The organism is Pseudomonas sp. L5B5, from assembly GCF_020520285.1.
GTDB lineage: Bacteria > Pseudomonadota > Gammaproteobacteria > Pseudomonadales > Pseudomonadaceae > Aquipseudomonas.
Window position 1 is genome coordinate 3,115,092 of the sequence record NZ_CP084742.1, and the last position, 23,671, is coordinate 3,138,762.

Consider the following 23,671-nt stretch of genomic DNA (forward strand, 5'->3'; position numbering starts at 1 on the left):
GTCCTGCCCAACCTCACAGAGGGGACGCTTGGGCCTCGGCGCGAGGGCTGAAGCGCTGGCGGTATTCCTGGGCGGTGACCCCGAAGGCACGCTGGAATGCGCGGCGAAACGTCGCCTCGCAGCCCAGGCCGCATCGCAGGGCGATCCGTTTGAGCGGCCACGGTGTTTCATCCAGCAACTGCCGCGCCGCCTCCACTCGGATCCGCTCCACCGCCTTGGCCGGCGTGACGCCGGTCTGGTCCCGATAGTGCCGCAGGAAACTGCGCTCGCTCATTCCCACCTGCTGCGCCAGCACCGCCACTGACAGATCCTGGGCGACATTTTCGGTGATCCAGGCATGCAGCTGGGCAAAACCACCCGCGCGATGCTGCAGGAACAACGGCACGCTGAACTGGGCCTGGCCACCGGGGCGCTTGAGAAATACCACCAGGTAGCGGGCGATCTCCAACGCCAGGTCGTGCCCCAGGTCCTCTTCCACCAGCGCCAGCGCGAGATCGATGCCGGCCGTGACTCCGGCCGAGGTCCAGATCGACCCGTCATTGATGAAGATCGAATCGGGCTCCACCCGCACCTGGGGAAAGCACCGGGCCAGGGCCTCGCAGCGACTCCAGTGGGTCACCGCCCGCCGCCCGTCGAGCAATCCGGCAGCCGCCAGCAGGAACGCCCCGTTGCAGATCGATACCATCCGTCGAGTGGTCGCAGCCTTCTGCCCGATCCAGCGCGGCAGGGAACCTTCGCGGCACGCGTTTTCCACACCATGGCCGCCAATCACCAACAAGGTGTCGCAGGGAGAGCGAACCTCGGGCAGTGGCAAGGGGTGCAATGCCAGGCCCTCGGAGGACTGCAGCGGCGCCTGGGCGGCGATCACCCCGACCTCATAGGCCGGAGCCTGGCCAGTGGCGGCCAGCAATTCGTTGCCGGTGGCGAACACTCGCAACGGGCCCGAGAGATCGAGCATGTTCACCTGGGGAAGTATCAGGAACTGGATGATCTTGGCTTGCGACACCATGGCCTGGAGTACCTGGGAGTAGTTGGCGGGAATTGTCGCATTTTTGGCAAAAACGCCAAATCCTGGCTGATTAAGGTAGACCCACCCTGGCACCAGGCCGCGGCCCATCGTCAGGATGACCCACAAGGACAGCCCTTTTGCCGCCCTTGCCATTCCGGCCCCATCCAAGGACCCACAGATGCTGCTCAACCCAGATACACCATTGAAAGTCGGTATTCTCATTGCCCCGGGGTTCGCCCTGATGGACATCGCCGGCGCCCATTCGGTCTTCGGCATGGCGCCCCACACCGAACTGCATGTGCTCTGGAAGGACCGCGCGCCCATCCATGCCATGCCGGACTTCATCACCTGTGCCACCACGCCATTCGACGAATGCCCGCCCGACCTCGATGTGCTGGTGGTGGGCGCCGTGGGCGTGGCGGCCATCGAGGATCCGCAATTGATCGACTTCCTGCGCAAGCAGTGCCCTCGTACGCGTTTCGTCATTTCCATCTGTGCTGGCGCCCTGCTGCTGGGGGCGGCCGGTTTCCTGCAAGGTCGCCGGGCCACTACCAACCTCCATCTGATCGACGCCCTGGAGGCGTTCGGGGCCGAAGCGGTCGGCGGTGGCGAGGTGGTGATCGACGGGCCGCTGTACAGTGCCGGCCCCGCCACCGGCTCATTCGAAGCAGCACTGAAGGTACTGGCCCTGCTGCGCGGTGAACCGATCGCCAAGCTGATGGAGCTGACCATCGAGTACCACCCACGACCGCCGTTCAATGTCGGCACCGCCGAGCTGGCCGGCCCCGAACTCACCGCCCAGACCCAGGCGCTGTACGCCGACTTTTTTCGCCAGAGTACCGAGGCGGCACTCGAGCACTATCGCAACGCCCATGCAGCGCCTTGCTGAGCGGTCATAAATCCATCACCACGAAGTCACAATGACGACACGGCCCCGGTCGACACTGGGGTCATGACGACAGCCCTGCACATCACCCTCATCACCGAGACCTTCCCGCCGGAAATCAACGGCGTGGCCAACACGCTTGGCCGCCTGTGCGATGGCCTGCGGGCCCGTGGCCACCAGGTGGAACTGGTGCGCCCGCGCCAGGGTTGCGACCAGAGCCGTGGCAGCGATGAAGCCTTGCTGCTGTGCCGAGGCTGGCCGTTGCCCGGCTATCCGGGATTGCAGTGGGGCCAGTCGTCGATGCACAAACTGCTGCGCCGCTGGAAACGCCAGCGCCCGGATGTGCTGTACATCGCCACCGAAGGGCCTTTGGGGTTGTCCGCGCTGCGGGCCGCCAAGCGCCTGGGAATCTCGGTGGTCAGTGGCTTCCATACCAACTTCCAGCAGTACTCCAGCCAGTATGGCCTGGGCCTGCTGACTCGCTTGCTGACCCACTACCTGCGCTGGTTCCACAACCGCTCCAAGCTGACCCTGGTACCCAGCGCCAGCCAGCGCCTGGAGCTGGAGCGCCGCCACTTCGAACGCCTGGCGCTGCTGTCCCGGGGGGTCGACAGCCAGTTGTTCCACCCGGCCAGGCGAGTCAATGAACTGCGCGCCAGCTGGGGCCTGGGGCCCGACGACCTGGCGGTGATCCATGTCGGGCGCCTGGCGCCGGAAAAGAACCTGGGCTTGCTCAAGCGCTGCTTCGCGCAACTGCAAGCGACCTATCCGCAACGCAGGATGAGACTGATCGTGGTGGGTGACGGCCCGCAGCGGATGGCACTGGAGAAGAGCCTGCCCGAAGCGCTGTTCTGCGGCAGCCAGAGAGGCGAAGCCTTGGCGGCCCACTATGCCTGTGGTGATGTGTTCCTGTTTCCCAGCCTGACCGAGACCTTCGGCAACGTGGTACTGGAAGCCCTGGCTTCGGGGCTGGCGGTCGTGGCCTACGACCAGGCTGCGGCGGCCCAGCATATCCGCCATGGCTATAACGGCGTGCTGGCGATGCCGGGAGACGAGATTGCCTTCTGCGATGCCGCCAGCTGGTTGCTGGAGGAGGCCGAGACCCTGCGCCGGGTACGCCTCAACGCCCGGCAGCACGCCAGCCGCCAGGGCTGGGCCGCGATCATCGAGCAGTTCGAGGATCAATTGCGTGGCGCCTGCCAGCAGGCACCGGCAGCGAGCGACAAAAGCGTTGTCGTTGCGCCGAACACTCTCCAGGGCGGGATCGAGACACTCGGCACGGCAAGGGGGTTGCCCCCCTCGCCGCCCGGCACCGGTGGCTAGACCAGGGTGGTCAGCGCCTCACGGCTGAACGGCAGGATCTCCTGCTCACGGCCTTCGCGGACCTTCTGCGCCCAGTCCGGGTCCACCAGCAGCGCCCGGCCCACGGCCACCAGGTCGAACTCTTCATTGCCCAGGCGCTGCAGCAGGTTCTCGAGGCTGGCCGGTTGCGCCACCTTGTCGGTGTTGACCATGAACTGCAGGAACTCACCGTCCAGGCCGACGCTGCCCACGGTAATGGTGGGCTTGCCGGTGAGCTTGCGCGTCCAGCCAGCCAGGTTCAGCTCGGAGCCTTCGAACTCCGGCTCCCAGAAGCGGCGGGTGGAGCAGTGGAAGATGTCCACCCCAGCTTCGGCCAGCGGCTTGAGGAACGCCTCCAGGGCCTGCGGGGTCTGCACCAGGCGGGCGTTGTAGTCCTGCTGCTTCCACTGGGAGAAACGCAGGATGATCGGGAAGTCCGGGCCGACGGCGGCGCGCACGGCCTGGATCAGCTCGATGGCAAAGCGCGAGCGCTGGGCCAGGTCACCGCCGTATTCATCGGTACGCTGGTTGGTGCCTTCCCAGAAGAACTGATCCACCAGATAGCCGTGGGCACCATGGATCTCTACACCGTCCATGCCAATGTCCCGGGCATCCCTGGCAGCCTGGGCGAATGCCGCGATCACCTCCTGGATGTCCTGGTGGGTCATGCCGTGCACCACCAGCTTGCCGTCCTTGAGCTTCTCGGTCGGGCCATAACCCGGCACGCTGGCGTCCGGCTCGGTTCCCAGGCGCCGCACATTACCCACATGCCAGAGCTGCGGGACGATCTTGCCGCCCTCGGCGTGGACTGCGTCCACCACCTTCTTCCAGCCGGCCAACGCGGCCTCGCCGTGAAACTGCGGCACATGGGGATAACCGTTGGATGCCCGGTGCCCGATGGTGGTGCCTTCGGTGATGATCAGGCCCACACCGGCCGCAGCCCGCCGACGGTAGTACTCGATGACCTTGGCGTTGGGTACGCCGCCCGGCGAGAACGACCGGGTCATCGGGGCCATCACGACGCGGGTCGGCAATTCCAGCGCGCCCAGCTGGAAGGGTTTGAACAAGGCTTGGACAGGCATGCTGCACTCCGACAGAAAAGGACTGGAGTCGAGGATCGACGCACAAGGCAACGCCGGGCATTGCTCCCGGCGCACTTATGATGAAGATAATATTCATCCCCCTGGGCACTGCACAGCACTATTGATTTGAGTGATCGGGAAGCAAAAACGCCGCCATGCGGCGACGTCGAACTAGCGGCGATGGCCAGCCGGGCAAGCGCCCGGTGCAGGGCTTCAGCTCAAGGCTTTTTCAATCGCCTGGACCACGGCGGGATCATCAGGGGCGGTACGTGGCGAGAAGCGCGCCAGGACGCGGCCGTCCTTGCCCAGCAGGAATTTTTCGAAGTTCCAGGAGATGTCCCCGGGAAACTCGGCGCCCTCGCCCGCCAGCAGGCGATACAGCTGATGGCGCTCCGGGCCATTGACCTCGAGCTTGCTGCTCAGGGGGAAGGTCACCCCATAGTTGAGGCTGCAAAACTCCTGGATCTGCTGTTCGGTTCCCGGTTCCTGCCCGGCGAACTGGTTGCAGGGCAAGCCCAGCACCGTGAATCCCTGGCCCTTGTATTGCTGGTGGAGATTCTCCAGCGCCGCATACTGTGGTGTCAGGCCACATTTGGAAGCGACGTTGACCACCAGCACGACTTGCCCCTTGAAGGGCGCGAGCGGCAGTTCCTGACCATCCAGGGCTTTCAGTTTAAGGTCGTGAAAAGCACTCATGACGAACTCCAAATTCCCGTGTTCTTGCAGAAGACAGTCTCTCGACAGTACAACCAAACGCCGCAGACTAAAAAGGCGCCCTCGGGCGCCTTTCCAGCAATCTTGAGCTTAGCGCAGAAACTCAGTGGTGATGACCACCTTCGCCATGGACGTGACCATGGGCGACTTCTTCCTGGCTGGCGTCACGGATGGCAACGATCTTGACCTGGAAGTTCAGGCGCTGGCCAGCCAGTGGGTGGTTGCCGTCGACGGTCACGTCGTCGCCGTCCAGGTCACGAATGGTGACGATCTGCATCTGGCCATCCGGAGCGGAAGCATGGAACTGCATGCCCACTTCCAGCTCGTCGACGCCTTCGAACATGCTGCGGCTCAAGGTGCTGACCAGTTCGGCAGCGTATTCGCCGTAGGCGTCCTCGGGTTCCACGGCAACGTTCAGCTCGTCACCGACCTGCTTGCCTTCCAGGGCCTTTTCCAGGCCCGGGATGATGTTCCCTGCGCCGTGCAGGTAAACCAGCGGGGCGCCGCCGGCGGAGCTGTCGATGACCTCACCAGCGTCGTTGGTGAGGGTATAGTCGATGGAGACAGCCTTATTGGCGGCGATCAGCATGGGGCGGGACCTTTTGCATAAGAATGAAGAACGTCCAAGTTTAGCGAAGCAATCGCTCGAAAGCGAACGGAACCCGGACAAACGGAATGCGCGGCAACCCCCGACAATCTGCGGCTTCCACCTGGACGAAGATGACCATTGGGTCGCCGAACTGTCCTGCGGCCATACCCAGCACCTGCGCCACCAGCCGCCGTGGCAATCGCGCGCCTGGGTGCTGGACCCGGCACGGCGGGCAGAAAAAATAGGCCAGCCCTTTGCCTGTGGCTGGTGTGCGCAGGACGCCGGAAACGATAACCTTAGCCGCTGACCACCTGGCAGACGGCCACAGACCGTCGCCCTTGCCATGCACCCTTCGAGAATTCGCATGCAAACTTTTTTTATCGCACCCACCGATTTTGGTGTGGGCCTGACCTCCATCAGCCTGGGGCTGGTACGCACCCTGGAACGCGCCGGCCTCAAGGTCGGTTTCTTCAAGCCCATTGCCCAGCCACATCCCGGCGACACCGGCCCTGAACGCTCCACCGAGCTGGTGGCCCGCACCCATGGCCTGAAACCGCCACAACCACTGGGCCTGGCCCATGTGGAACGGATGCTGGGCGACGGCCAGCTGGATGAACTGCTGGAAGAAATCATCACCCTCTACCAGCAGGCGGCCATCGGCAAGGACGTGCTGGTTGTCGAGGGCATGGTGCCGACCCGCAACGCCAGCTATGCCGCGCGGGTCAACCTGCACCTGGCCAAGAGCCTGGATGCCGAGGTGATCCTGGTATCGGCCCCGGAAAACGAAGTGCTCACCGAACTCTCCGGGCGAGTCGAGTTGCAGGCACAGCTGTTCGGCGGCCCGCGGGATCCCAAGGTACTGGGGGTGATCCTCAACAAGGTCCGTACCGACGAAAGCATCGAGGCCTTCAGCGCCCGCCTGAAGGAGCATTCGCCGCTGTTGCGCAGCGGCGACTTCCGCCTGCTGGGCTGCATTCCCTTCCAGCCGGAGCTCAATGCCCCACGCACCCGCGACGTGGCGGAGCTGATGGGCGCCCAGGTACTCAACGCCGGGGACTACGAGACCCGGCGCATGACCAAGATCATCATTTGCGCCCGCACCATGCGCAACACCGTGGAGCTGCTCAAGCCCGGCGTGCTGGTGGTGACGCCGGGCGACCGCGACGACATCATCCTCGCGGTGAGCCTGGCGGCGATCAACGGCGTGCCCCTGGCCGGCCTGCTGCTGACCAGCGGCACCCTGCCCGACCCGAAGATCATGGACCTGTGCCGCGGCGCCCTGAATGCCGGCCTGCCCGTGCTGTCGGTGAGCACCGGCTCCTATGACACCGCCAACCAGCTCAATGGCTTGAACAAGGAAATCCCCATCGATGACCGCGAACGCGCGGAAATCATCACCGACTTCGTCGCCAGCCACCTCGACGCCGACTGGCTGCACCAGCGCTGTGGCACCCCACGGGAGATGCGCCTGTCGCCGGCCGTATTCCGCTACCAGTTGATCCAGCGTGCCCAGCAAGCCGACAAGCGTATCGTCCTGCCCGAAGGCAGCGAGCCCCTGACCGTGCAGGCCGCCGCCATCTGCCAGGCCCGAGGCATCGCCCGTTGCGTGCTGCTGGCCAAGCCGGACGATGTCCACGCCGTGGCCCGGGCCCAGGGCATCGAGCTGCCCGAAGGCCTGGAGATCCTCGATCCGGACCTGATCCGTGAGCGTTATGTCGAGCCCATGGTGGCCCTGCGCAAGAGCAAGAGCCTCAACGCGCCGATGGCCGAGCAGCAACTGGAAGACCCGGTGGTGATCGGTACCGTGATGCTGGCCCTGGATGAGGTCGACGGCCTGGTTTCCGGGCTCGTCCACTCCACCGCCAACACCATCCGCCCAGCCCTGCAACTGATCAAGACCGCGCCGGGCTGCACCCTGGTCTCCTCGGTATTCTTCATGCTGTTCCCCGAGCAGGTGCTGGTCTACGGCGACTGCGTGATGAACCCGCACCCCAGCGCCAGCGAACTGGCGGAAATCGCCCTGCAGAGCGCCGACTCGGCGGCGGCCTTCGGTATCTCGCCACGGGTGGCGATGATCAGCTACTCCAGTGGCGACTCGGCCAGCGGCGAAGAAGTGGAGAAAGTCCGCGAGGCCACCTTGCTGGCCCACGAGGCCCAACGTTCACTGCTGATCGATGGCCCACTGCAATACGATGCCGCCGCCAACGAGAACGTCGCCCGGCAACTGGCCCCCAACAGCCAGGTCGCGGGCAAGGCCACGGTCTTCGTGTTCCCGGACCTGAACACCGGCAACACCACTCACAAGGCCGTGCAGCGCAGTGCTGATTGCGTCAGCCTGGGCCCGATGCTGCAAGGCCTGCGCAAACCCGTGAACGACCTGCCGCGCGGGGCCCAGGTGGACGATATCGTGTACACCATCGCCCTGACTGCGATCCAAGCCGCCAACCGACCCATGGATGCCTGAATGCTGGAATTTCTACCTGCTGCCGTGCGCGGGGCCATCGCCTCGCTGCTACTGGCGCTCAACACTATCCTGCTGTGCTCGTTCCTGTTCTGCGTGGCGCTGGTCAAGGCCCTGCCGTTCGCCCTCACGCAGCGTTTCAGCCACTGGCTGATGAACCATACCCACGAGGCCTGGATCAGCAACAACAAGGCCTGGATGCAACTGGTGTGTCGCACGCGCTGGCATGTGCAGGGCCTAGAGAGCCTGGACTACCAGCACTCCTACCTGGTTACCAGCAATCACCAGAGCTGGGTGGACATCCTGGTCCTGCAGTACGTGCTCAACCGGCGTATCCGTCCCCTGAAGTTCTTCCTCAAGCAGGAGCTGATCTGGGTGCCGGTGATCGGCCTGGCCTGGTGGGCCCTGGGCTTCCCGTTCATGAAACGTTACTCCAAGGCCTACCTGGAGAAGCACCCGGAAAAGAAAGGCAAGGACCTGGAAACCACCCGCAGAACCTGCGCGAAGTTTCGCAACAACCCCGTGGGCATCTTCAACTTCGTCGAAGGCACGCGCTTTACCGAAGCCAAGCACGCCCAGCAGCAATCGCCATTCAAGTACCTGCTCAAGCCCAAAGCCGGTGGCATCGCCTTTGTGCTGGATGCCATGGGCGAGCAACTGCAATCGATCGTCAACGTGACCATCCACTACCCCGCCGGGCGTCCGGGTTTCTGGGACCTGCTGTGCGGCAGGGTCAAGGATGTGGTGGTGCGTCTTGAAGAAGTGCGGATCCCGGCACAGTTCATTGGCAAGAACTACGAGCAGGACACGGCCTATCGCCAGGAATTCCAGGGCTGGATCAACCAGCAGTGGCTGGACAAGGATGCGCTGCTGGAACAGATGCACCGGGAGTATCCGGGGAAGTAATGAAGCGCCTGCAAGGGCCTCATCGCGGGCAAGCCTCGCTCCTGTGAGGCAGGCAACTGCAGGAGCTAGGCTTGCCCGCGAACGCGTTCGAACCGACACAAAAAAGCCCGCAGACAGTCACCTGTCCGCGGGCTTTTTCTTGCAGCTTGAAGCTAGAGGCTCGCCGTTGCCCTTACCTTAGATCGCGCCGCGGCCGCGCAACAGGTCCAGCACCTGCTTGACACTGTCTTCCAGTGACAACGACTGGGTGTCGATCACCAGATCGGCATTCAGCGGCACGTCATAGGGGAAGGATTCGCCCGGGATGTTGTCCCCACCGGCCGCATACAGGCCCTGGGGATCACGCTCGGCGCACACCGCAGGCGATGCCTGGACGTACACCGTCAGCAGACGCTCCTTGCCGATCAGGTCCTTGGCCTGCTCGCGCCCTTCGGCACTCGGCGCGACGAACGCCGCCAGGGTCAACAGGCCGGCTTCGTTGAACTGACGGGCCACGTGGGCCGCACGCCGCCAGTTCTCGGTGCGCCCGGCACGATCCTGAGGCAGCCCCTTGTTCAGGTCATGCCGCAGGTTCTGGCCGTCGAGCACGAACACTGCACGCCCCATGTCGAACAGCTTGCGCTCCACCGCGTAGGCCAGGGTGCTCTTGCCCGCGCCCGACAGGCCACTGAACAGCACGGTGGCCGGCTGCTGGCCGAAACGCTGGGCACGTTCTTCGGTGGCAACATGGGCCAGCTTGCCATGATGAGTGGCGCTGCCATGGGCCACCGGCTGGGCGATGATCATGCCGGCGCCGACAGTGCCGTTGGTCAGGCGGTCGATAACGATAAAGGCACCGGTGGTGCGGTTGCTTTCGTAGCCATCCAGGGCAATCGGCGCGTCGAGGCTGATCTTGACCTTGCCGATCTCGTTCAACTGCAGCGCACTGGCCGCGCCCTCTTCCAGGGTGTTCACATCGACCTTGTGGACAATGCTGGCAATCGAACCCGGTACATAGCTGGTGGCGCGCTTGATGTCGTATTTCTTGCCGGGCAGCATCGGCTCTTCGGCCATCCACACCAGCATGGCTTCGAAGCTGTCGGTGACCGGTGGCACGTTGTCGGCATGCACCAGCAGGTCGCCACGGGAGATGTCGATTTCATCTTCCATGGTCAGGGTCACGGCCTGGCCCGGGCCGGCTTGCTCCAGTTCACCTTCGAAGGTGACGATGGACTTGACCCGGCTGCTCTTGCCCGACGGCAGCACGACGATCTCGTCGCCCTTGTGCACGACGCCGCTGGCCAGGGTGCCGGCAAAACCGCGGAAGTTCAGGTTCGGGCGGTTGACGTACTGCACCGGGAACCGCAGGTCGGTGAAATTGCGATCGCCGGAGACTTCCACCGTCTCGAGGATCTCCATCAGCGACTGGCCGGTGTACCAGGGCGACCGCTCGCTGCGATTGACCACGTTGTCGCCCTTGAGCGCCGACATCGGCACGAAGTGCAGGCTGGTGGGCTGCAGCTTCAGGCCCTGGGCGAACTTCAGGTAGTCGGCCTTGATCGACTCGAACACGCCTTCATCGAAACCCTTGAGGTCCATCTTGTTGATGGCCACGACGATGTGCTTGATGCCCAGCAGGGAGGCGATGAAGCTGTGGCGACGGGTCTGGGTCTGCACGCCGTAGCGGGCGTCCACCAGGATGATCGCCAGGTCGCAGGTGGACGCACCGGTGGCCATGTTGCGGGTGTACTGCTCATGGCCGGGGGTGTCGGCGATGATGAACTTGCGCTTGGCGGTGGAGAAATAGCGATAGGCGACATCGATGGTGATGCCCTGCTCGCGCTCGGCCTGGAGACCATCGACAAGCAACGCCAGGTCGATGTCGTCACCGGTGGTGCCGACCTTCTTCGAGTCCCGGGTGATGGCTTCCAGATGGTCTTCGTAGATCATCTTCGAGTCGTGCAGCAGACGCCCGATCAGGGTGCTCTTGCCGTCGTCGACGTTGCCGCAGGTGAGGAAGCGCAGCAGTTCCTTGCGTTCGTGCTGGCCCAGGTAGGCGAGGATGTCCTCGCTGATCAGATCGGATTGGTGGCTCATAGCGTTCAAGCTCCAAGCTGTAAGCTTCAAGCGGCAAGCTTGTCGGCGTACAGCTAGTCAGAAATTTTTTTGATCAAGCCGCTGAGCATTTTGGAAAGCTCGCGAGTTTCTTTAATCCAACTTTCAGCCAGCGGTTCTGCGATGTAGGCAATCTCACTGCCGATGATGATCTGTGTGCGCAGCTCCCCCGTTGGAAGCTTTTGCAATCCAGAGAAACCAGACTTTCTCCCTGGGACTACGTCGCTCCATACCTTCCGCGATATTGGAGGGCACCGAGAGTGCCGAGCGAGTGATTTGACTCTTGAAACCAAAGTCCTCGCATCGTGCAAACTCTCTATAGATATCTACCGCCAGAGCTTTGCTTCTCTGCCAAACAACCAGTTTCTCGAAGTCCATGACGAGTCACTCGATACAGGCTCACAGCAACCCGCTGCAAGCATCAAGCTGCAAGCTACGCATCACGCCGCTAACTTGCCGCTTGCCGCTTGTAACTTGAAGCTTAAAAGTACCCTTGACGTTTTTTGTCTTCCATCGAGCCTGCGCCATCGTGGTCGATGACCCGGCCCTGGCGCTCGGAAGTTCGCGTCAGGAGCATTTCCTGGATGATGTCCGTCAGGCTTTCGGCCTCGGACTCCACCGCGCCCGTCAACGGGTAGCAGCCAAGGGTACGGAAACGCACTTTCTTCTTGACGATGCGGGCTTTCTCTTCCTCGGACAGATGCTCGAGGATGCGCTCGTCATCGATCATGATCAGGGTGCCGTTCTTCTCGATCACTTCACGCTCGGCGGCGAAGTACAACGGGACGATCGGGATGCCTTCCAGATAGATGTATTGCCAGATGTCCAGCTCGGTCCAGTTGGACAGCGGGAACACGCGAATCGATTCGCCCTTGTTGACCTTGCCGTTGTACACGTTCCACAGCTCGGGGCGCTGGTTCTTCGGGTCCCAGCGGTGCTTGCTGTCGCGGAACGAGTAGACACGCTCCTTGGCGCGGGACTTCTCTTCATCGCGGCGAGCGCCACCGAACGCGGCGTCGAAGCCATACTTGTCCAGGGCCTGCTTGAGGCCCTCGGTCTTCATGATATCGGTGTGCTTGGCACTGCCGTGGGTGAAGGGGTTGATGCCCTGGGCCACGCCATCGGGGTTGACGTGGGTGATCAGGTCCAGGCCCATTTCCTCGACCATGCGATCGCGGAACTTGTACATCTCCTGGAACTTCCACCGGGTGTCGACGTGCATCACCGGGAACGGCAGCTTGCCGGGGAAGAACGCCTTGCGGGCCAGATGCAACATCACCGCGGAGTCTTTACCGATGGAGTACAGCATCACCGGGTTGTCGAACTCGGCGGCCACCTCGCGGATGATGTGGATGCTTTCCGCCTCCAGCTGTTTCAGATGCGTCAGTTTGTCGACCATGGCTACTCACGAAAGCTTTCTTATGGACGGCCTGCGGGCCGTGTTCGAGCGGGGCATGCTAGCACAGCGACCAGCTTCTAATCAGGGCGCCAACTAGAACGAAACGATATATGAATATACCCGCCCGTTTGCTGCCCCCAGGCCCTGTAAACGCGGCTCCAGGCGGCGATCAGCCGCAAGGAGCACACGCCTTCAAGGCCTGGTGCAACGACGAGAAAATCGGGTCAGATCGGGTTCGGGCAATCGATGAACAGATGCTCCAGGGCGAAGCGCCGGGCCAGGTAATCGCCCAGCGCCTGAACCCCATAGCGCTCCGTGGCGTGGTGGCCGGCGGCAATGAAGCTGACGTCGTTTTCCCGGGCGCTGTGGAAGGTCTGCTCCGACGCCTCGCCACTCAGGTACAGGTCGACACCGGCCTGTACCGCCTGGTCGATGTAGCCCTGGCCACCCCCGGTGCACCAGCCGACCCGGCGAATCATCTCGCTGCCTTCGATCAGCAGCGGTTCACGCCCCATCACTTCCTGCACTCGGCGGGCGAAGTCCCGTGGGGTCATGGGCTCCGCGAGAGAACCCACCAGGCCGACGACCTTGGGGTTTTCCGGGTCCAGCGGACCTTCCACCGTGATCTCCAGTTGCCGGGCCAGCTGCACGTTGTTGCCTACCTCCGGATGCAGGTCCAGGGGCAGGTGGTAGGCCAGCAGGCTGATGTCGTGCTTGAGCAGGGTTTTCAGCCTACGCTGCTTCATGCCAGTGATGCAGGGGTTCTCGCCCTTCCAGAAATAGCCATGATGCACCAGCACCAGATCGGCCTTGGCCTCCACTGCTGCGTCCAGCAGCGCCTGGCTGGCGGTCACGCCGCTGACGATGCGCATTACCTGCGGGCGCCCTTCGACCTGCAGGCCATTGGGGCAGTAGTCGGCGATTCGTGAACTGCCCAGGTAGCGATCCGCTTCTTCTACCAGTGTGCTCAGGGCAACGGCCATGAAAGACTCCTAAATATCCCGTTCAGAGGCGCGTGCGGCCTCGTATAATGCGCGACATTATGGGGCCGTGCGCAGCCCTTCGTAACCACCCAGGACGTGCTCGATGCTCAAGGCTCTGCGTTTTTTTGGCTGGCCATTACTGGCCGGCGTGCTTATCGCGTTGTTGATTATTCAGCGTTATCCGCAATGGGTCGGCCTGCCCAGCCTGGACGTCAACCTGCAGCAAGCGCCGCAAACCACCAGCACCCAGCAGGGCCCGGTGTCCTATGCCGATGCAGTGGTGATAGCCGCACCTGCCGTGGTCAACCTGTATACCACCAAGGTGATCAATCGGCCGGCCCACCCCCTGTTCGAGGATCCGCAGTTCCGGCGTTTCTTCGGTGACAACCTGCCCAAGCAGCAGCGCATGGAGTCGAGCCTGGGTTCCGGGGTGATCATGAGCCCCGAGGGCTATCTGCTGACCAACAACCACGTGACGTCCGGCGCCGAGCAGATCGTGGTGGCCCTCAAGGATGGCCGGGAAACCCTGGCCCGGGTCATCGGCAGCGACCCGGAAACCGACCTGGCAGTGCTCAAGATCGACCTGAAGAAACTGCCCTCGATCACCGTGGGGCGGTCGGAAAACGTCCGCGTCGGCGACGTCGCGCTGGCCATTGGCAACCCGTTCGGGGTGGGCCAGACCGTGACCATGGGCATCATCAGCGCCACCGGGCGCAACCAGCTGGGCCTGAACAACTACGAAGACTTCATCCAGACCGACGCAGCGATCAACCCGGGCAACTCCGGCGGCGCGCTGGTCGATGCCAACGGCAACCTGACCGGCATCAACACGGCGATCTTCTCCAAGTCCGGTGGCTCCCAGGGCATCGGCTTCGCCATCCCGATCAAGCTCGCCATGGAGGTGATGAAGTCGATCATCGAGCATGGCCAGGTGATTCGTGGCTGGCTGGGGATCGAAGTGCAGCCCTTGACCCAGGAACTGGCCGAATCGTTCGGCTTGGCCGGGCGCCCGGGCATCGTGGTGGCGGGAATCTTCCGCGACGGCCCGGCGCAGAAGGCCGGAATGCAACTGGGCGACGTGATCCTCAGCATCGATGGCGAGCCCGCCGGTGACGGCCGCCGCTCGATGAACCAGGTGGCGCGGATCAAACCGACGGACAAAGTCTCGATCCAGGTCATGCGCAATGGCAAGGAACTCAAGCTGACGGCGGAAATCGGCCTGCGCCCCCCGCCCGCGCCTGTCAAAGAAGAACAGTGAGTTAAGCCCGGCCATGCCGGGCTAACAATATACATTCTCATTGGTCATGTTATATTGTTTCAATATCGCTATTGGAACAGCCTCATGACGTCCCGCAAAACCCTCCCCCTGGCAAGCCTGGCCTTGAGCTTGCTGGCCGACCCCCTGTTCGCCGCAGAACCTCGCCCGGTGGAGCTGGAGACCATTCGCATCAGCGGTGAGTCCGAATCCGCTACCGGTCCGGTCAGGGGTTATCGGGCCACCCGCTCCTCGAGTGCCACCAGGACCGACACCGCGATTCGCGACATCCCCCAGTCCATCAGCGTGATCCCTGCCAGCGTGCTCCAGGACCTGGGCAGCAGCAGTGTCGAACGCGCCCTGGACTTTGCCGGCGGGGTTTCGAAACAGAACAACTTCGGCGGCCTGACCCTGTATGAGTACAGTGTCCGCGGCTTCACCACATCGGAGTTCTACAAGGACGGCTTCAGCGCCAATCGGGGTTATCCCAGCACCCCGGACACCGCCAGCATCGAGCGCATCGAAGTACTCAAGGGCCCGGCTGCCAGCCTCTACGGCCGCGGCGATCCCGGGGGAACGGTGAACATCGTCACCAAGAAACCCCAGCCCGAACCTTTCGCCACCCTGCATACCAGCGCCGGCAGTTGGGATCGCTATCGCACCGCCCTGGACCTCAACACCCCGCTGGATGCCCAGGGCAACCTGCTGTCGCGGGTCAACCTGGCAGTGGAGGACAACCACAGCTTCCGTGACCACGTGGACAGTCGGCGGGTGTTCGTCGCCCCCTCCTTCAGTTGGCAGTTGAACCCGGACACCAGCCTGCTGGTGGAAAGCGAGTTCGTGCGGCACAGCTCGACCTTCGACCGGGGCATCGTCGCCCCAAACAATCGCTGGAGCGGCGTATCCCGCTCGACCTTTCTCGGCGAACCCAGCGACGGCAACATCGACAACCACAACAACCTGCTTCAGGCCTCCCTGGAGCATCACCTCAATGACAGCTGGAAGCTGCGCCTGGCCAGCCACTACAAGGAAGGCAAGCTGTGGGGCTTCGCCTCGGAAACCCGCCCGCTGAATGCCGACGGGCACACGGTCAACCGACGCTACCGCGAACGGGACAACAACTGGCATGACAGCATCACCCAGTTGGAACTGCGCGGCCTGTTCGACCTCGGCAGTTGGCAGCACGAGCTGCTGATCGGCAGCGAATACGAGAACTACCGCAAGAACGAGCGGGTCACCGCCATTGCTGGCAGCCCCTATGCCATCGATATCTACAACCCGGTCTATGGCCAGGCCAAGCCCGACGGCAAGCGCTCCGGCACTGACTTTTTCGAGCACGTCGAAAGCCGGGCGCTGAACCTGCAGGACCAGATCGTCTTCAATGACCACCTGCGGGGCATGCTTGGCGCGCGCTTCGAACATTTCGAGCAACGCATCGACGACCGCACGACCGGCAAGCGCAACCGCCAGAACCACGACGCCCTGACCCAGCGTGCCGGCCTGCTCTACCAACTGACGCCACAAGTCGGCCTGTTCGCCAACGCTTCCACCTCGTTCAAGCCCAACAATGGGCTGGATGCTGCCGGCAAGACCTTCAAACCCGAGGAAGGTGTCGGTTATGAAGTGGGGATCAAGAGCGAGCTGTTCGACGAACGCCTGAGCGCCACCCTTGCCGCCTTCCACATCGACAAGGAAAACGTCCTGGCCCTGGATCCCGGCACCGATTCCAGCCGCGCCATGGGCAAGGCCCGTAGCCAGGGCCTGGACCTGCAGTTCAGCGGCCAACTGAGCGACGCGGTACGGGTGATCGGCGCCTATGCGCTGATCGATGCCGAAGTCACCAAGGGTGACCCGACGATTCCCGCCGGCAGCCGCATTCTCGGCGTGGCCAAGCACAGTGGCAGCCTGCTGGGGGTCTATGAATTCCAGGACGGTCGCCTCAAGGGCTCGGATATCGGCGCGGCCCTGACCTACGTCGGCGATCGCTCGGGCGAAGCCGGCGGCCGCTTCGAGCTCCCCGCCTACCGCACCCTGGATCTGCTGGCCCATTACAAGGCCAGCGACAACCTGACCCTGGGCCTGAACCTGAACAACCTGTTCGACGAGAAGTACTACGAGCGCTCCTACAGCAATTACTGGGTCAATCCCGGCGAGCCGCGCAACTTCACCGTCAGCCTGACACTCAACCTGTAGAAGAGAACCGCCATGCAACCTAAGCAAACCCTTGCCCTGCTCGGCCTGCTCGGCACCCTGGGCGCGACCCAGGCCTCGGCTCATGGCCTGTGGACCGAACAGCGACGCGGCAATATCGAAGTGGTGTACGGCCATGGCGCCGAGGACGATGCCTTCAAGCCACACAAGATCAGCGGCGCCTGGGCCTACGACAACCATGGGCGGATGATCCCGGTGACGGTGCAGCGCCTTGCCGACCACGCCCGGCTGCAACCTCTCAAACCCCCCGCTGTACTGGCGGTAGCGCTGGACAACGGGCCCTGGTCGCAAACCGCCGACAAGCAATGGATCAACAAAGGCCACAGCCAGGTACCCGGGGCCATTGCCTCGACCCATGCCTTCAAGTACAGCCTGGCGATCTACCAGCCCGGGGCGAAGTTGCCCAGCCTGGAGCAGCTCAAGCTGGTGATCCTGCCCGAGACCGACCCGCTGTTGGTAGGACCGGGCAAGAGCCTGCCCGTACGAGTCCTGCTCGACGGCCAGCCAGCGCCGGGAGTGAAGCTGGTGGGCGACTACCGCAATGCCCCCAATACCCTGAGCACCGAAACCGATGCCCAGGGCCGGGCCCAGGTAGTGGTGCGCAACGAAGGCCTGAACGTGATTGCCGCGCAAGTCGAAGTGCCGCTCAAGGACAACCCTGACGCCGCTTCGCGTGGCCTGTTCACTTCACTGACCTTCCTGGGCGAGCCGCACCACGAGTAGGCCCAGCCGCAGGCGGCAGTAGCAAGCGGCAAGTTTTCAGCGGCAAGCGAGAAGTTCCATGCACATGCTCTGGACTTCTAGCTTGCCGCTTGAAGCTTGCCGCCTAGAGCTGCCCCAATCCGTCGATCAGGGCCTGGTTCTGCTCCGGCGTGCCGATGCTGATCCGCAGGAACTGGGCAATCCGCTGCTGCTTGAAGTGACGCACGATCACGCCCTCCTCACGCAGCTTGGTCGCCAAGCCTGCGGCATCGTGTTGCGGGTGGCGAGCGAAGATGAAGTTGGCCGCCGACGGCAGCACTTCGAAGCCCTTGGCCTGCAACTGCGCCACCAGCCATTCGCGACTTTCAATTACCTGCTGGCACGTCTTCTGGAAGTACTCGCGGTCCTCGAAGGCCGCGGCCGCACCGACAATCGCCAGGCGATCCAGAGGGTAGGAGTTGAAGCTGTTCTTGACCCGTTCCAGGGCCTCGATCAGGTCCGGATGACCCACCGCCAGGCCCACCCGCAGGCCCGCCAGGGACCGGGACTTGGACAGGGTCTGGGTCACCAGCAGGTTCGGGTAACGGTCCACCAGGCTGATGGCGGTCTGGCCACCGAAGTCGATGTAGGCCTCGTCCACGACCACCACCGAATCCGGACTGGCCTTGAGAATCTGCTCCACCGCGTCCAGGGCCAGCAGGCAGCCGGTAGGCGCGTTCGGGTTGGGGAAGATGATCCCGCCGTTGGGCCTGGCATAGTCGGCCACGCGGATCTGGAACTGCTCGTCCAGCGGCACCGCCTCGAAGTCGATGCCATACAGGCCGCAGTAGACCGGGTAGAAGCTGTAGCTGATGTCCGGGAACAGCAGCGGCAGGTCCTGTTGCAGCAGGCCATGAAAGATGTGCGCCAGGACTTCGTCGGAACCGTTGCCGAGGAACACCTGGTTGGTCTCTACCCCGTAATAGCTGGCCACCGCCTGCTTGAGCAGGTCGCTGTTGGGATCGGGGTACAGGCGCAGGTTGTCATTGAGCTCGGCCTGCATCGCCGCCAGGGCCTTGGGTGAAGGGCCGTAGGGGTTTTCATTGGTGTTGAGCTTGACCAGCCTGGTCAGCTTGGGTTGTTCACCCGGCACGTAGGGCACCAGGTTCTTGACCAACGGACTCCAGAATTTGCTCATGCTCATTGCCCCTGATCTTGGTCGTCGACGATGCGGTATTCGGCGCTGCGGGCGTGGGCGGTCAGCGACTCGCCACGAGCCAGCACCGAGGCGGTGCGGCCCAACTCCGACGCGCCCTGCTCGGAACAGAAGATGATCGACGAGCGTTTCTGGAAGTCATACACCCCCAGCGGTGACGAGAAACGCGCAGTGCCGGAAGTCGGCAGTACGTGGTTCGGCCCGGCGCAATAGTCCCCCAGCGCTTCGCTGGTGTGGCGGCCCATGAAGATCGCCCCCGCGTGACGGATCTGCGGCAACCAGGCCTGCGGGTCGGCCACGGACAACTCCAAGTGTTCGGGGGCGATGCGGTTGGCCACTTCGATGGCCTGCTGCATGTCGCGAACCTTGATCAGGGCGCCACGGCCATTGATCGAGGTGTTGATGATTTGCGCACGCTCCATGGTCGGCAGCAGCTTGGCGATGCTCGCCGCCACTTCATCCAGGAACTGGGCATCCGGGCTGACCAGGATCGCCTGGGCGTCTTCGTCGTGCTCAGCCTGGGAGAACAGGTCCATGGCGATCCAGTCAGGATCGGTCTGGCCGTCGCAGACCACGAGGATCTCCGACGGGCCGGCGATCATGTCGATGCCGACCTGGCCGAACACGTGACGCTTGGCGGTGGCCACATAGATGTTGCCCGGGCCGACGACCTTGTCCACCTGGGGCACGCTTTCGGTGCCATAAGCCAGCGCAGCAACGGCTTGCGCCCCGCCGATGGTGAACACCCGGTCGACCCCGGCGATGCAGGCAGCGGCCAGCACCAGTTCATTGACTTCGCCACGAGGCGTTGGCACCACCATCACCACCTCGGTGACGCCCGCCACCTTGGCCGGAATCGCGTTCATCAGCACCGATGATGGGTACGAGGCCTTGCCGCCCGGCACATAGAGGCCGGCACGGTCCAGCGGCGTGACCTTCTGGCCGAGCACGGTGCCATCGGCCTCGGTGTACTGCCAGGAATCCTGCTTCTGCCGCTCGTGGTAGCTGCGCACGCGGTTGGCCGCCTTTTCCAGGGCTTCGCGCTGTTGCGGGGTGATGCGGGTCAAAGCCAGCTCCAGGCGCTCGCGCGGCAGGATCAGGTCCGCCATGGACGCCACTTGCATACCGTCGAAACGCTGGGTGAACTCCACCAGCGCCGCGTCGCCACGCTCGCGTACCGCCTTGATGATGTCCAGCACCCGCTGATTGACCGAGTCATCGGAAACGCTCTCCCAGCTCAGCAAATGATCCAGATGCTGGGCGAAATCCGGATCGGCAGCGTTGAGTCGGCGAATTGCAGTGGGAGCGGTCATAGCGAAGGCCTCATTGATTGGCGAATGCACAAAAGGACAAGCTTGGTTTTGCATGACTCAGGCGCCGCAAGACTACCAGGCCATCCGCGTGGGCACCTGAGCATTCTGGTTATGACGCGGATAGATGGGCGCGGCTCGGGGGCCACGCATGTGAGTCAGCCGCGGTGTCGCGATTCCACTGCCTTGCGCAGGGTATCGATCAGCATCTGGATACGGGCGTGCTGCATCTTCATGGAGGCCTTGTTGACCACCAGGCGGGAGCTGATGGTGGCGATCATCTCCTGAGGTTCCAGGCCATTGGCCCGCAGGGTATTGCCGGTATCGACCACATCGATGATCTTGTCCGCCAGGCCGATCAGCGGCGCCAGCTCCATCGAACCGTAGAGCTTGATGATGTCCACCTGGCGGCCCTGCTCAGCGTAGTAACGCTTGGCCACGTTGACGAACTTGGTGGCAACCCGCAGGCGCCCCTTGGGCTCCTGGGCACCGATGGCACCGGCGGTCATCAACTTGCACTTGGCGATCTGCAGGTCCAGTGGCTCGTACAGGCCCTGGCTGCCGTATTCCATCAGGACGTCCTTGCCGGCTACCCCGAGGTCGGCGGCACCATGCTCGACATAGGTAGGCACGTCGGTGGCTCGCACGATCAGCAGGCGTACATCGTCCTGGGTCGTGGGGATGATCAGTTTGCGGCTCTTGTCCGGATTCTCGGTTGGCACGATGCCCGCTTCAGCCAGAAGCGGCAGCGTGTCGTCGAGGATACGGCCCTTGGACAGTGCGATGGTCAACATGAGTAACGTAAGTCCTTATGCGGCGACTGATGCCCGGACGCAAATGGCGCCAGACATGCGTCGAGCCTGAAGACAGGCTCGACGTGAAACAGATTCGGCTATGGGCACCTCCTTGTGCCCCAGGGCTACTAGCCCGGTACGCGGCGGATCTTCGCGCCCAGCATCTGCAGCTTCTCTTCGATGCACTCGTAGCCACGGTCAATGTGGTAGATGCGGTCGATCAGGGTATCGCCTTCGGCCATCAGGGCCGAAATCACCAGGCTGGCCGATGCCCGCAAGTCGGTGGCCATCACTGGCGCGCCCTTGAGGATTTCAGCGCCGGTAACGATCGCGGTGTTGCCTTCGACCTGGATCTTGGCACCCATGCGGTGCAATTCGTACACGTGCATGAAGCGGTTTTCGAAGATGGTCTCGATCACCGCGCCAGTGCCTTCGGCAATCGCGTTGAGGGAGATGAACTGCGCCTGCATGTCGGTCGGGAACGCCGGGTAAGGAGCGGTACGCACGTTGACCGCCTTGGGGCGCTTGCCGTGCATGTTGAGCTCGATCCAGTCGCTGCCGGTGGTGACTTCGGCACCCGCTTCCTTGAGTTTTTCCAGTACGGCTTCAAGGATGGTCGGATCGGTGTCCTTGACCTTGACCCGACCACCGGTAACGGCCGCGGCCACCAGGTAGGTGCCGGTCTCGATGCGATCGGGCATGACCTTGTAGATCGCCGAGTGCAGGCGCTCGACGCCATCAATGGTGATGGTGTCGGTGCCAGCGCCGGAGATCTTCGCACCCATGGCGATCAGGAAGTTCGCCAGGTCCACGACTTCAGGTTCGCGGGCGGCGTTCTGCAGCACGCTGCGGCCCTTGGCCAGAGCAGCAGCCATCATGATGTTCTCGGTACCGGTCACGCTCACGGTATCGAAGAAGAAGTTTGCACCGCGCAGGCCGCCTTCAGGCGCCTTGGCCTTGATGTAGCCGCCTTCGACATCGATCTCCGCGCCCATGGCTTCCAGACCGCGGATGTGCAGGTCCACCGGACGCGAACCGATGGCGCAGCCACCAGGCAGGGCCACTTCGGCTTCGCCGAAACGGGCAACCATCGGCCCCAGAACCAGGATCGAGGCGCGCATGGTCTTCACCAGCTCGTACGGCGCCACCAGGGTCTTGATGGTGCGCGGATCGATTTCGACGCTCAGTTTCTCGTCGATCACAGGCTCGATACCCATGCGACCGAACAGCTCGATCATGGTGGTGATGTCGTGCAGGTGCGGGAGGTTGGCCACGGTGACCGGGCCATCGCACAGCAGGGTTGCAGCCAGAATAGGCAGCGCGGAGTTCTTGGCCCCGGAAATGCGGATCTCGCCATCAAGGCGAGCGCCGCCGGTAATAATCAATTTATCCATAACAGTCTCGACGCCCTTGGGCTCAGGTGCGCTCGGCCCAGGCCGCGCGGCTGAAAAATTTCATGGTGATCGCGTGGATGCTGCCATCGGCAATCCATGGATTCAAATGGGCATAGATGCTCTGCTGACGCTTCACCGGGCTCAAGGCCGACAGTTCGTCGCTAATCACGTTCAGCTGAAAGTTGCAGCCTTCGCCCTCAACTTCTACCTGAGCTCCGGGCAGCTTTCCCTCAAGAAAGCTCTTCACTTCGTTGGCCTGCATGCTCAACCTCAATCGGCGCCCTGTGCGCGCGGGTCGGACATCATACAAAAAAGCCCCGCGCCTGCGAACCCCGCATTGCAGGACTCTGACGGGGGGCTTTGCCTGACCCTGGAATGACTACGGCTGCGCGAGGATCTCGGTCACCCCGGACACCTCGGCGATTTCCTTCATGCCGTCGGGCAATGCGCGAACGCTCACCGTCTTGCCCAGCCCCTGGGCGTCACGCATGAAGGCCAGCAGCAATGCCAGGCCGACGCTGCTGGAACGTTCGACAGCCGAGCAATCCAGCACCAGCGTCGAAGCCTGGCTGGACTTGATCAATGCCTGGCCCTGCTTGCGCAGGCCCGGGCCGCTGCGATAGTCCAGCACGCCGCTGATCAGCAAATCCCCGGCTGCACCAAGGCGCACTCCAGCCTCGCTCATTGCTCGGCCTTTGGCGCAGCGCTGTCCGTGGTTTCCTTGGCCTTGGCCACTTCGCCGGCCCAGCCGTCGATGGTCTTGTCCAGGTTGTTGCCGTTACGCTGCATCGCATCGGCGAACTGGTCACGGAACAGCTTGCCGATATTGATGCCGTTGATGATCACGTTACGGATCTTCCACTCGTCGCTGATCTTCTCCAGGGTATAGGAGACCGGATAGATAGCGCCGTTGTTGCCCTTGACCTGCATGTCGACACTGGTACGGGTGCCGCTTTCATCCTTGGGCGGGGAAATGGTGATGCCCTGGTTGTTGTACTCCAGCAGCGCGTTGCCATAGAACTGGATCAGGCTGCGCTTGAAGTTTTCCTGAAAGCGCGCCATCTGCTGAGGCGTGGCCTTGCGCGAATACTTCACGGTCATGATGCTGCGGGAAATGCCATCGGCATCCACAGCCGGGCCGACAATGCCGTTCAAGGCGTTGTAGAACTCGGATGGGCTCTGCTTGTACTTCTCTTTGTTGGCGGCCAGATCGGCCAGCAGCCGATTGGTGGTGTCCTGCACCAGGTCATGGGCAGAGGTCGGGTTCGCCGCATTGGCCAGCAACGGCAGGGCAGCGAGCAGCACCAGCAGGCCACGTCGCAAGATAGAAATCATCGAAAAACTCC

General features: G+C 63.1%; 22 protein-coding genes and 1 pseudogene. 8 read left to right on the forward strand and 15 right to left on the reverse strand.

Annotated elements, in window-relative coordinates:
* Positions 1 to 13: 13 nt before the first annotated feature.
* Entirely contained in the window at positions 14 to 1,009 is a 996-nt protein-coding gene (locus tag LGQ10_RS14320) for a GlxA family transcriptional regulator (protein ID WP_226525933.1), read from the reverse strand.
* Positions 1,010 to 1,187: 178 nt separating this feature from the next.
* On the opposite strand from LGQ10_RS14320, the gene LGQ10_RS14325 reads away from it, so the two are divergent.
* Positions 1,188 to 1,898, forward strand: a complete 711-nt coding sequence (locus LGQ10_RS14325) for a DJ-1/PfpI family protein (protein WP_226525934.1) — start codon at positions 1,188 to 1,190, stop codon at positions 1,896 to 1,898.
* A gap of 63 nt (positions 1,899 to 1,961) precedes the next feature.
* A complete protein-coding gene (locus LGQ10_RS14330) occupies positions 1,962 to 3,218 on the forward strand; it encodes a glycosyltransferase family 4 protein (RefSeq protein WP_058437043.1) in 1,257 nt (418 codons plus the stop codon).
* Here LGQ10_RS14330 and LGQ10_RS14335 read toward each other — a convergent pair.
* From LGQ10_RS14335 to LGQ10_RS14345, 3 genes are all read right to left on the reverse strand, one after another.
* Positions 3,215 to 4,318 (reverse strand): NADH:flavin oxidoreductase, encoded by a 1,104-nt coding sequence (locus tag LGQ10_RS14335; protein WP_058437044.1) that lies wholly within the window; start codon positions 4,316 to 4,318, stop codon positions 3,215 to 3,217. The genes LGQ10_RS14330 and LGQ10_RS14335 overlap by 4 nt on opposite strands.
* Before the next feature lie 213 nt (positions 4,319 to 4,531).
* Positions 4,532 to 5,014 (reverse strand): glutathione peroxidase, encoded by a 483-nt coding sequence (locus LGQ10_RS14340; RefSeq protein WP_058437045.1) that lies wholly within the window; start codon positions 5,012 to 5,014, stop codon positions 4,532 to 4,534.
* A gap of 121 nt (positions 5,015 to 5,135) precedes the next feature.
* Positions 5,136 to 5,621, reverse strand: a complete 486-nt coding sequence (locus LGQ10_RS14345) for an FKBP-type peptidyl-prolyl cis-trans isomerase (RefSeq protein WP_058437046.1) — start codon at positions 5,619 to 5,621, stop codon at positions 5,136 to 5,138.
* On the opposite strand from LGQ10_RS14345, the gene LGQ10_RS14350 reads away from it, so the two are divergent.
* From LGQ10_RS14350 to LGQ10_RS14360, 3 genes are read left to right on the forward strand one after another with little or no spacing between them, the layout of a single operon-like run.
* On the forward strand, positions 5,590 to 5,928 hold the full coding sequence (locus LGQ10_RS14350; RefSeq protein ID WP_226525935.1) for a DUF3565 domain-containing protein: 339 nt from the start codon (positions 5,590 to 5,592) through the stop codon (positions 5,926 to 5,928). The genes LGQ10_RS14345 and LGQ10_RS14350 overlap by 32 nt on opposite strands.
* 57 nt (positions 5,929 to 5,985) lie before the next feature.
* Complete coding sequence (pta, locus tag LGQ10_RS14355; protein ID WP_058437047.1) at positions 5,986 to 8,085, forward strand: phosphate acetyltransferase; 2,100 nt, start codon at positions 5,986 to 5,988, stop codon at positions 8,083 to 8,085.
* Positions 8,086 to 8,988, forward strand: coding sequence for an acyltransferase (locus tag LGQ10_RS14360; protein WP_226525936.1), 903 nt, complete (start codon positions 8,086 to 8,088; stop codon positions 8,986 to 8,988).
* Positions 8,989 to 9,165: 177 nt separating this feature from the next.
* Here the strand turns inward: LGQ10_RS14360 and cysN are convergent, their stop codons facing one another.
* From cysN to LGQ10_RS14380, 4 genes and pseudogenes are all read right to left on the reverse strand, one after another.
* The gene (cysN, locus tag LGQ10_RS14365) at positions 9,166 to 11,064 is read right to left on the reverse strand and encodes a sulfate adenylyltransferase subunit CysN (protein WP_058437583.1); all 1,899 of its coding nucleotides are present in this window, start codon (positions 11,062 to 11,064) and stop codon (positions 9,166 to 9,168) included.
* 53 nt (positions 11,065 to 11,117) lie between these two features.
* A pseudogene (locus LGQ10_RS14370) lies at positions 11,118 to 11,460 on the reverse strand (four helix bundle protein).
* Between the two features lie 103 nt (positions 11,461 to 11,563).
* Positions 11,564 to 12,481 (reverse strand): sulfate adenylyltransferase subunit CysD, encoded by a 918-nt coding sequence (gene cysD / locus LGQ10_RS14375; RefSeq protein WP_041020852.1) that lies wholly within the window; start codon positions 12,479 to 12,481, stop codon positions 11,564 to 11,566.
* Positions 12,482 to 12,705: 224 nt separating this feature from the next.
* Complete coding sequence (locus LGQ10_RS14380; RefSeq protein ID WP_226525937.1) at positions 12,706 to 13,464, reverse strand: Nif3-like dinuclear metal center hexameric protein; 759 nt, start codon at positions 13,462 to 13,464, stop codon at positions 12,706 to 12,708.
* 103 nt (positions 13,465 to 13,567) lie between these two features.
* Here LGQ10_RS14380 and algW point away from each other — a divergent pair, with 103 nt between their 5' ends.
* The 3 genes from algW (at position 13,568) to LGQ10_RS14395 (ending at position 17,653) form a co-directional block, all read left to right on the forward strand.
* Positions 13,568 to 14,722: a Do family serine endopeptidase AlgW gene (gene algW / locus LGQ10_RS14385; RefSeq protein WP_058435433.1), complete on the forward strand. Its 1,155-nt coding sequence runs from the start codon at positions 13,568 to 13,570 to the stop codon at positions 14,720 to 14,722.
* A gap of 84 nt (positions 14,723 to 14,806) precedes the next feature.
* Entirely contained in the window at positions 14,807 to 16,912 is a 2,106-nt protein-coding gene (locus tag LGQ10_RS14390; protein ID WP_226525938.1) for a TonB-dependent siderophore receptor, read from the forward strand.
* A gap of 12 nt (positions 16,913 to 16,924) precedes the next feature.
* Positions 16,925 to 17,653, forward strand: a complete 729-nt coding sequence (locus tag LGQ10_RS14395) for a DUF4198 domain-containing protein (RefSeq protein WP_226525939.1) — start codon at positions 16,925 to 16,927, stop codon at positions 17,651 to 17,653.
* A 103-nt stretch (positions 17,654 to 17,756) separates the two neighbouring features.
* Here the strand turns inward: LGQ10_RS14395 and hisC are convergent, their stop codons facing one another.
* From hisC to LGQ10_RS14430, 7 genes are all read right to left on the reverse strand, one after another.
* The gene (hisC, locus tag LGQ10_RS14400; RefSeq protein ID WP_226525940.1) at positions 17,757 to 18,809 is read right to left on the reverse strand and encodes a histidinol-phosphate transaminase; all 1,053 of its coding nucleotides are present in this window, start codon (positions 18,807 to 18,809) and stop codon (positions 17,757 to 17,759) included.
* A 2-nt stretch (positions 18,810 to 18,811) separates the two neighbouring features.
* Positions 18,812 to 20,140: a histidinol dehydrogenase gene (hisD, locus tag LGQ10_RS14405; RefSeq protein WP_226525941.1), complete on the reverse strand. Its 1,329-nt coding sequence runs from the start codon at positions 20,138 to 20,140 to the stop codon at positions 18,812 to 18,814.
* 155 nt (positions 20,141 to 20,295) lie between these two features.
* Positions 20,296 to 20,931, reverse strand: coding sequence for an ATP phosphoribosyltransferase (hisG, locus tag LGQ10_RS14410; RefSeq protein WP_058436520.1), 636 nt, complete (start codon positions 20,929 to 20,931; stop codon positions 20,296 to 20,298).
* 128 nt (positions 20,932 to 21,059) lie between these two features.
* Complete coding sequence (murA, locus tag LGQ10_RS14415; RefSeq protein WP_058436521.1) at positions 21,060 to 22,325, reverse strand: UDP-N-acetylglucosamine 1-carboxyvinyltransferase; 1,266 nt, start codon at positions 22,323 to 22,325, stop codon at positions 21,060 to 21,062.
* Between the two features lie 22 nt (positions 22,326 to 22,347).
* Positions 22,348 to 22,587 (reverse strand): BolA family protein, encoded by a 240-nt coding sequence (locus tag LGQ10_RS14420; RefSeq protein WP_011059280.1) that lies wholly within the window; start codon positions 22,585 to 22,587, stop codon positions 22,348 to 22,350.
* 117 nt (positions 22,588 to 22,704) lie between these two features.
* A complete protein-coding gene (locus tag LGQ10_RS14425; RefSeq protein WP_226525942.1) occupies positions 22,705 to 23,010 on the reverse strand; it encodes a lipid asymmetry maintenance protein MlaB in 306 nt (101 codons plus the stop codon).
* The gene (locus LGQ10_RS14430; protein ID WP_058436523.1) at positions 23,007 to 23,660 is read right to left on the reverse strand and encodes a phospholipid-binding protein MlaC; all 654 of its coding nucleotides are present in this window, start codon (positions 23,658 to 23,660) and stop codon (positions 23,007 to 23,009) included. Before LGQ10_RS14430 ends, LGQ10_RS14425 begins: the two co-directional genes overlap by 4 nt.
* Positions 23,661 to 23,671: the final 11 nt, after the last annotated feature.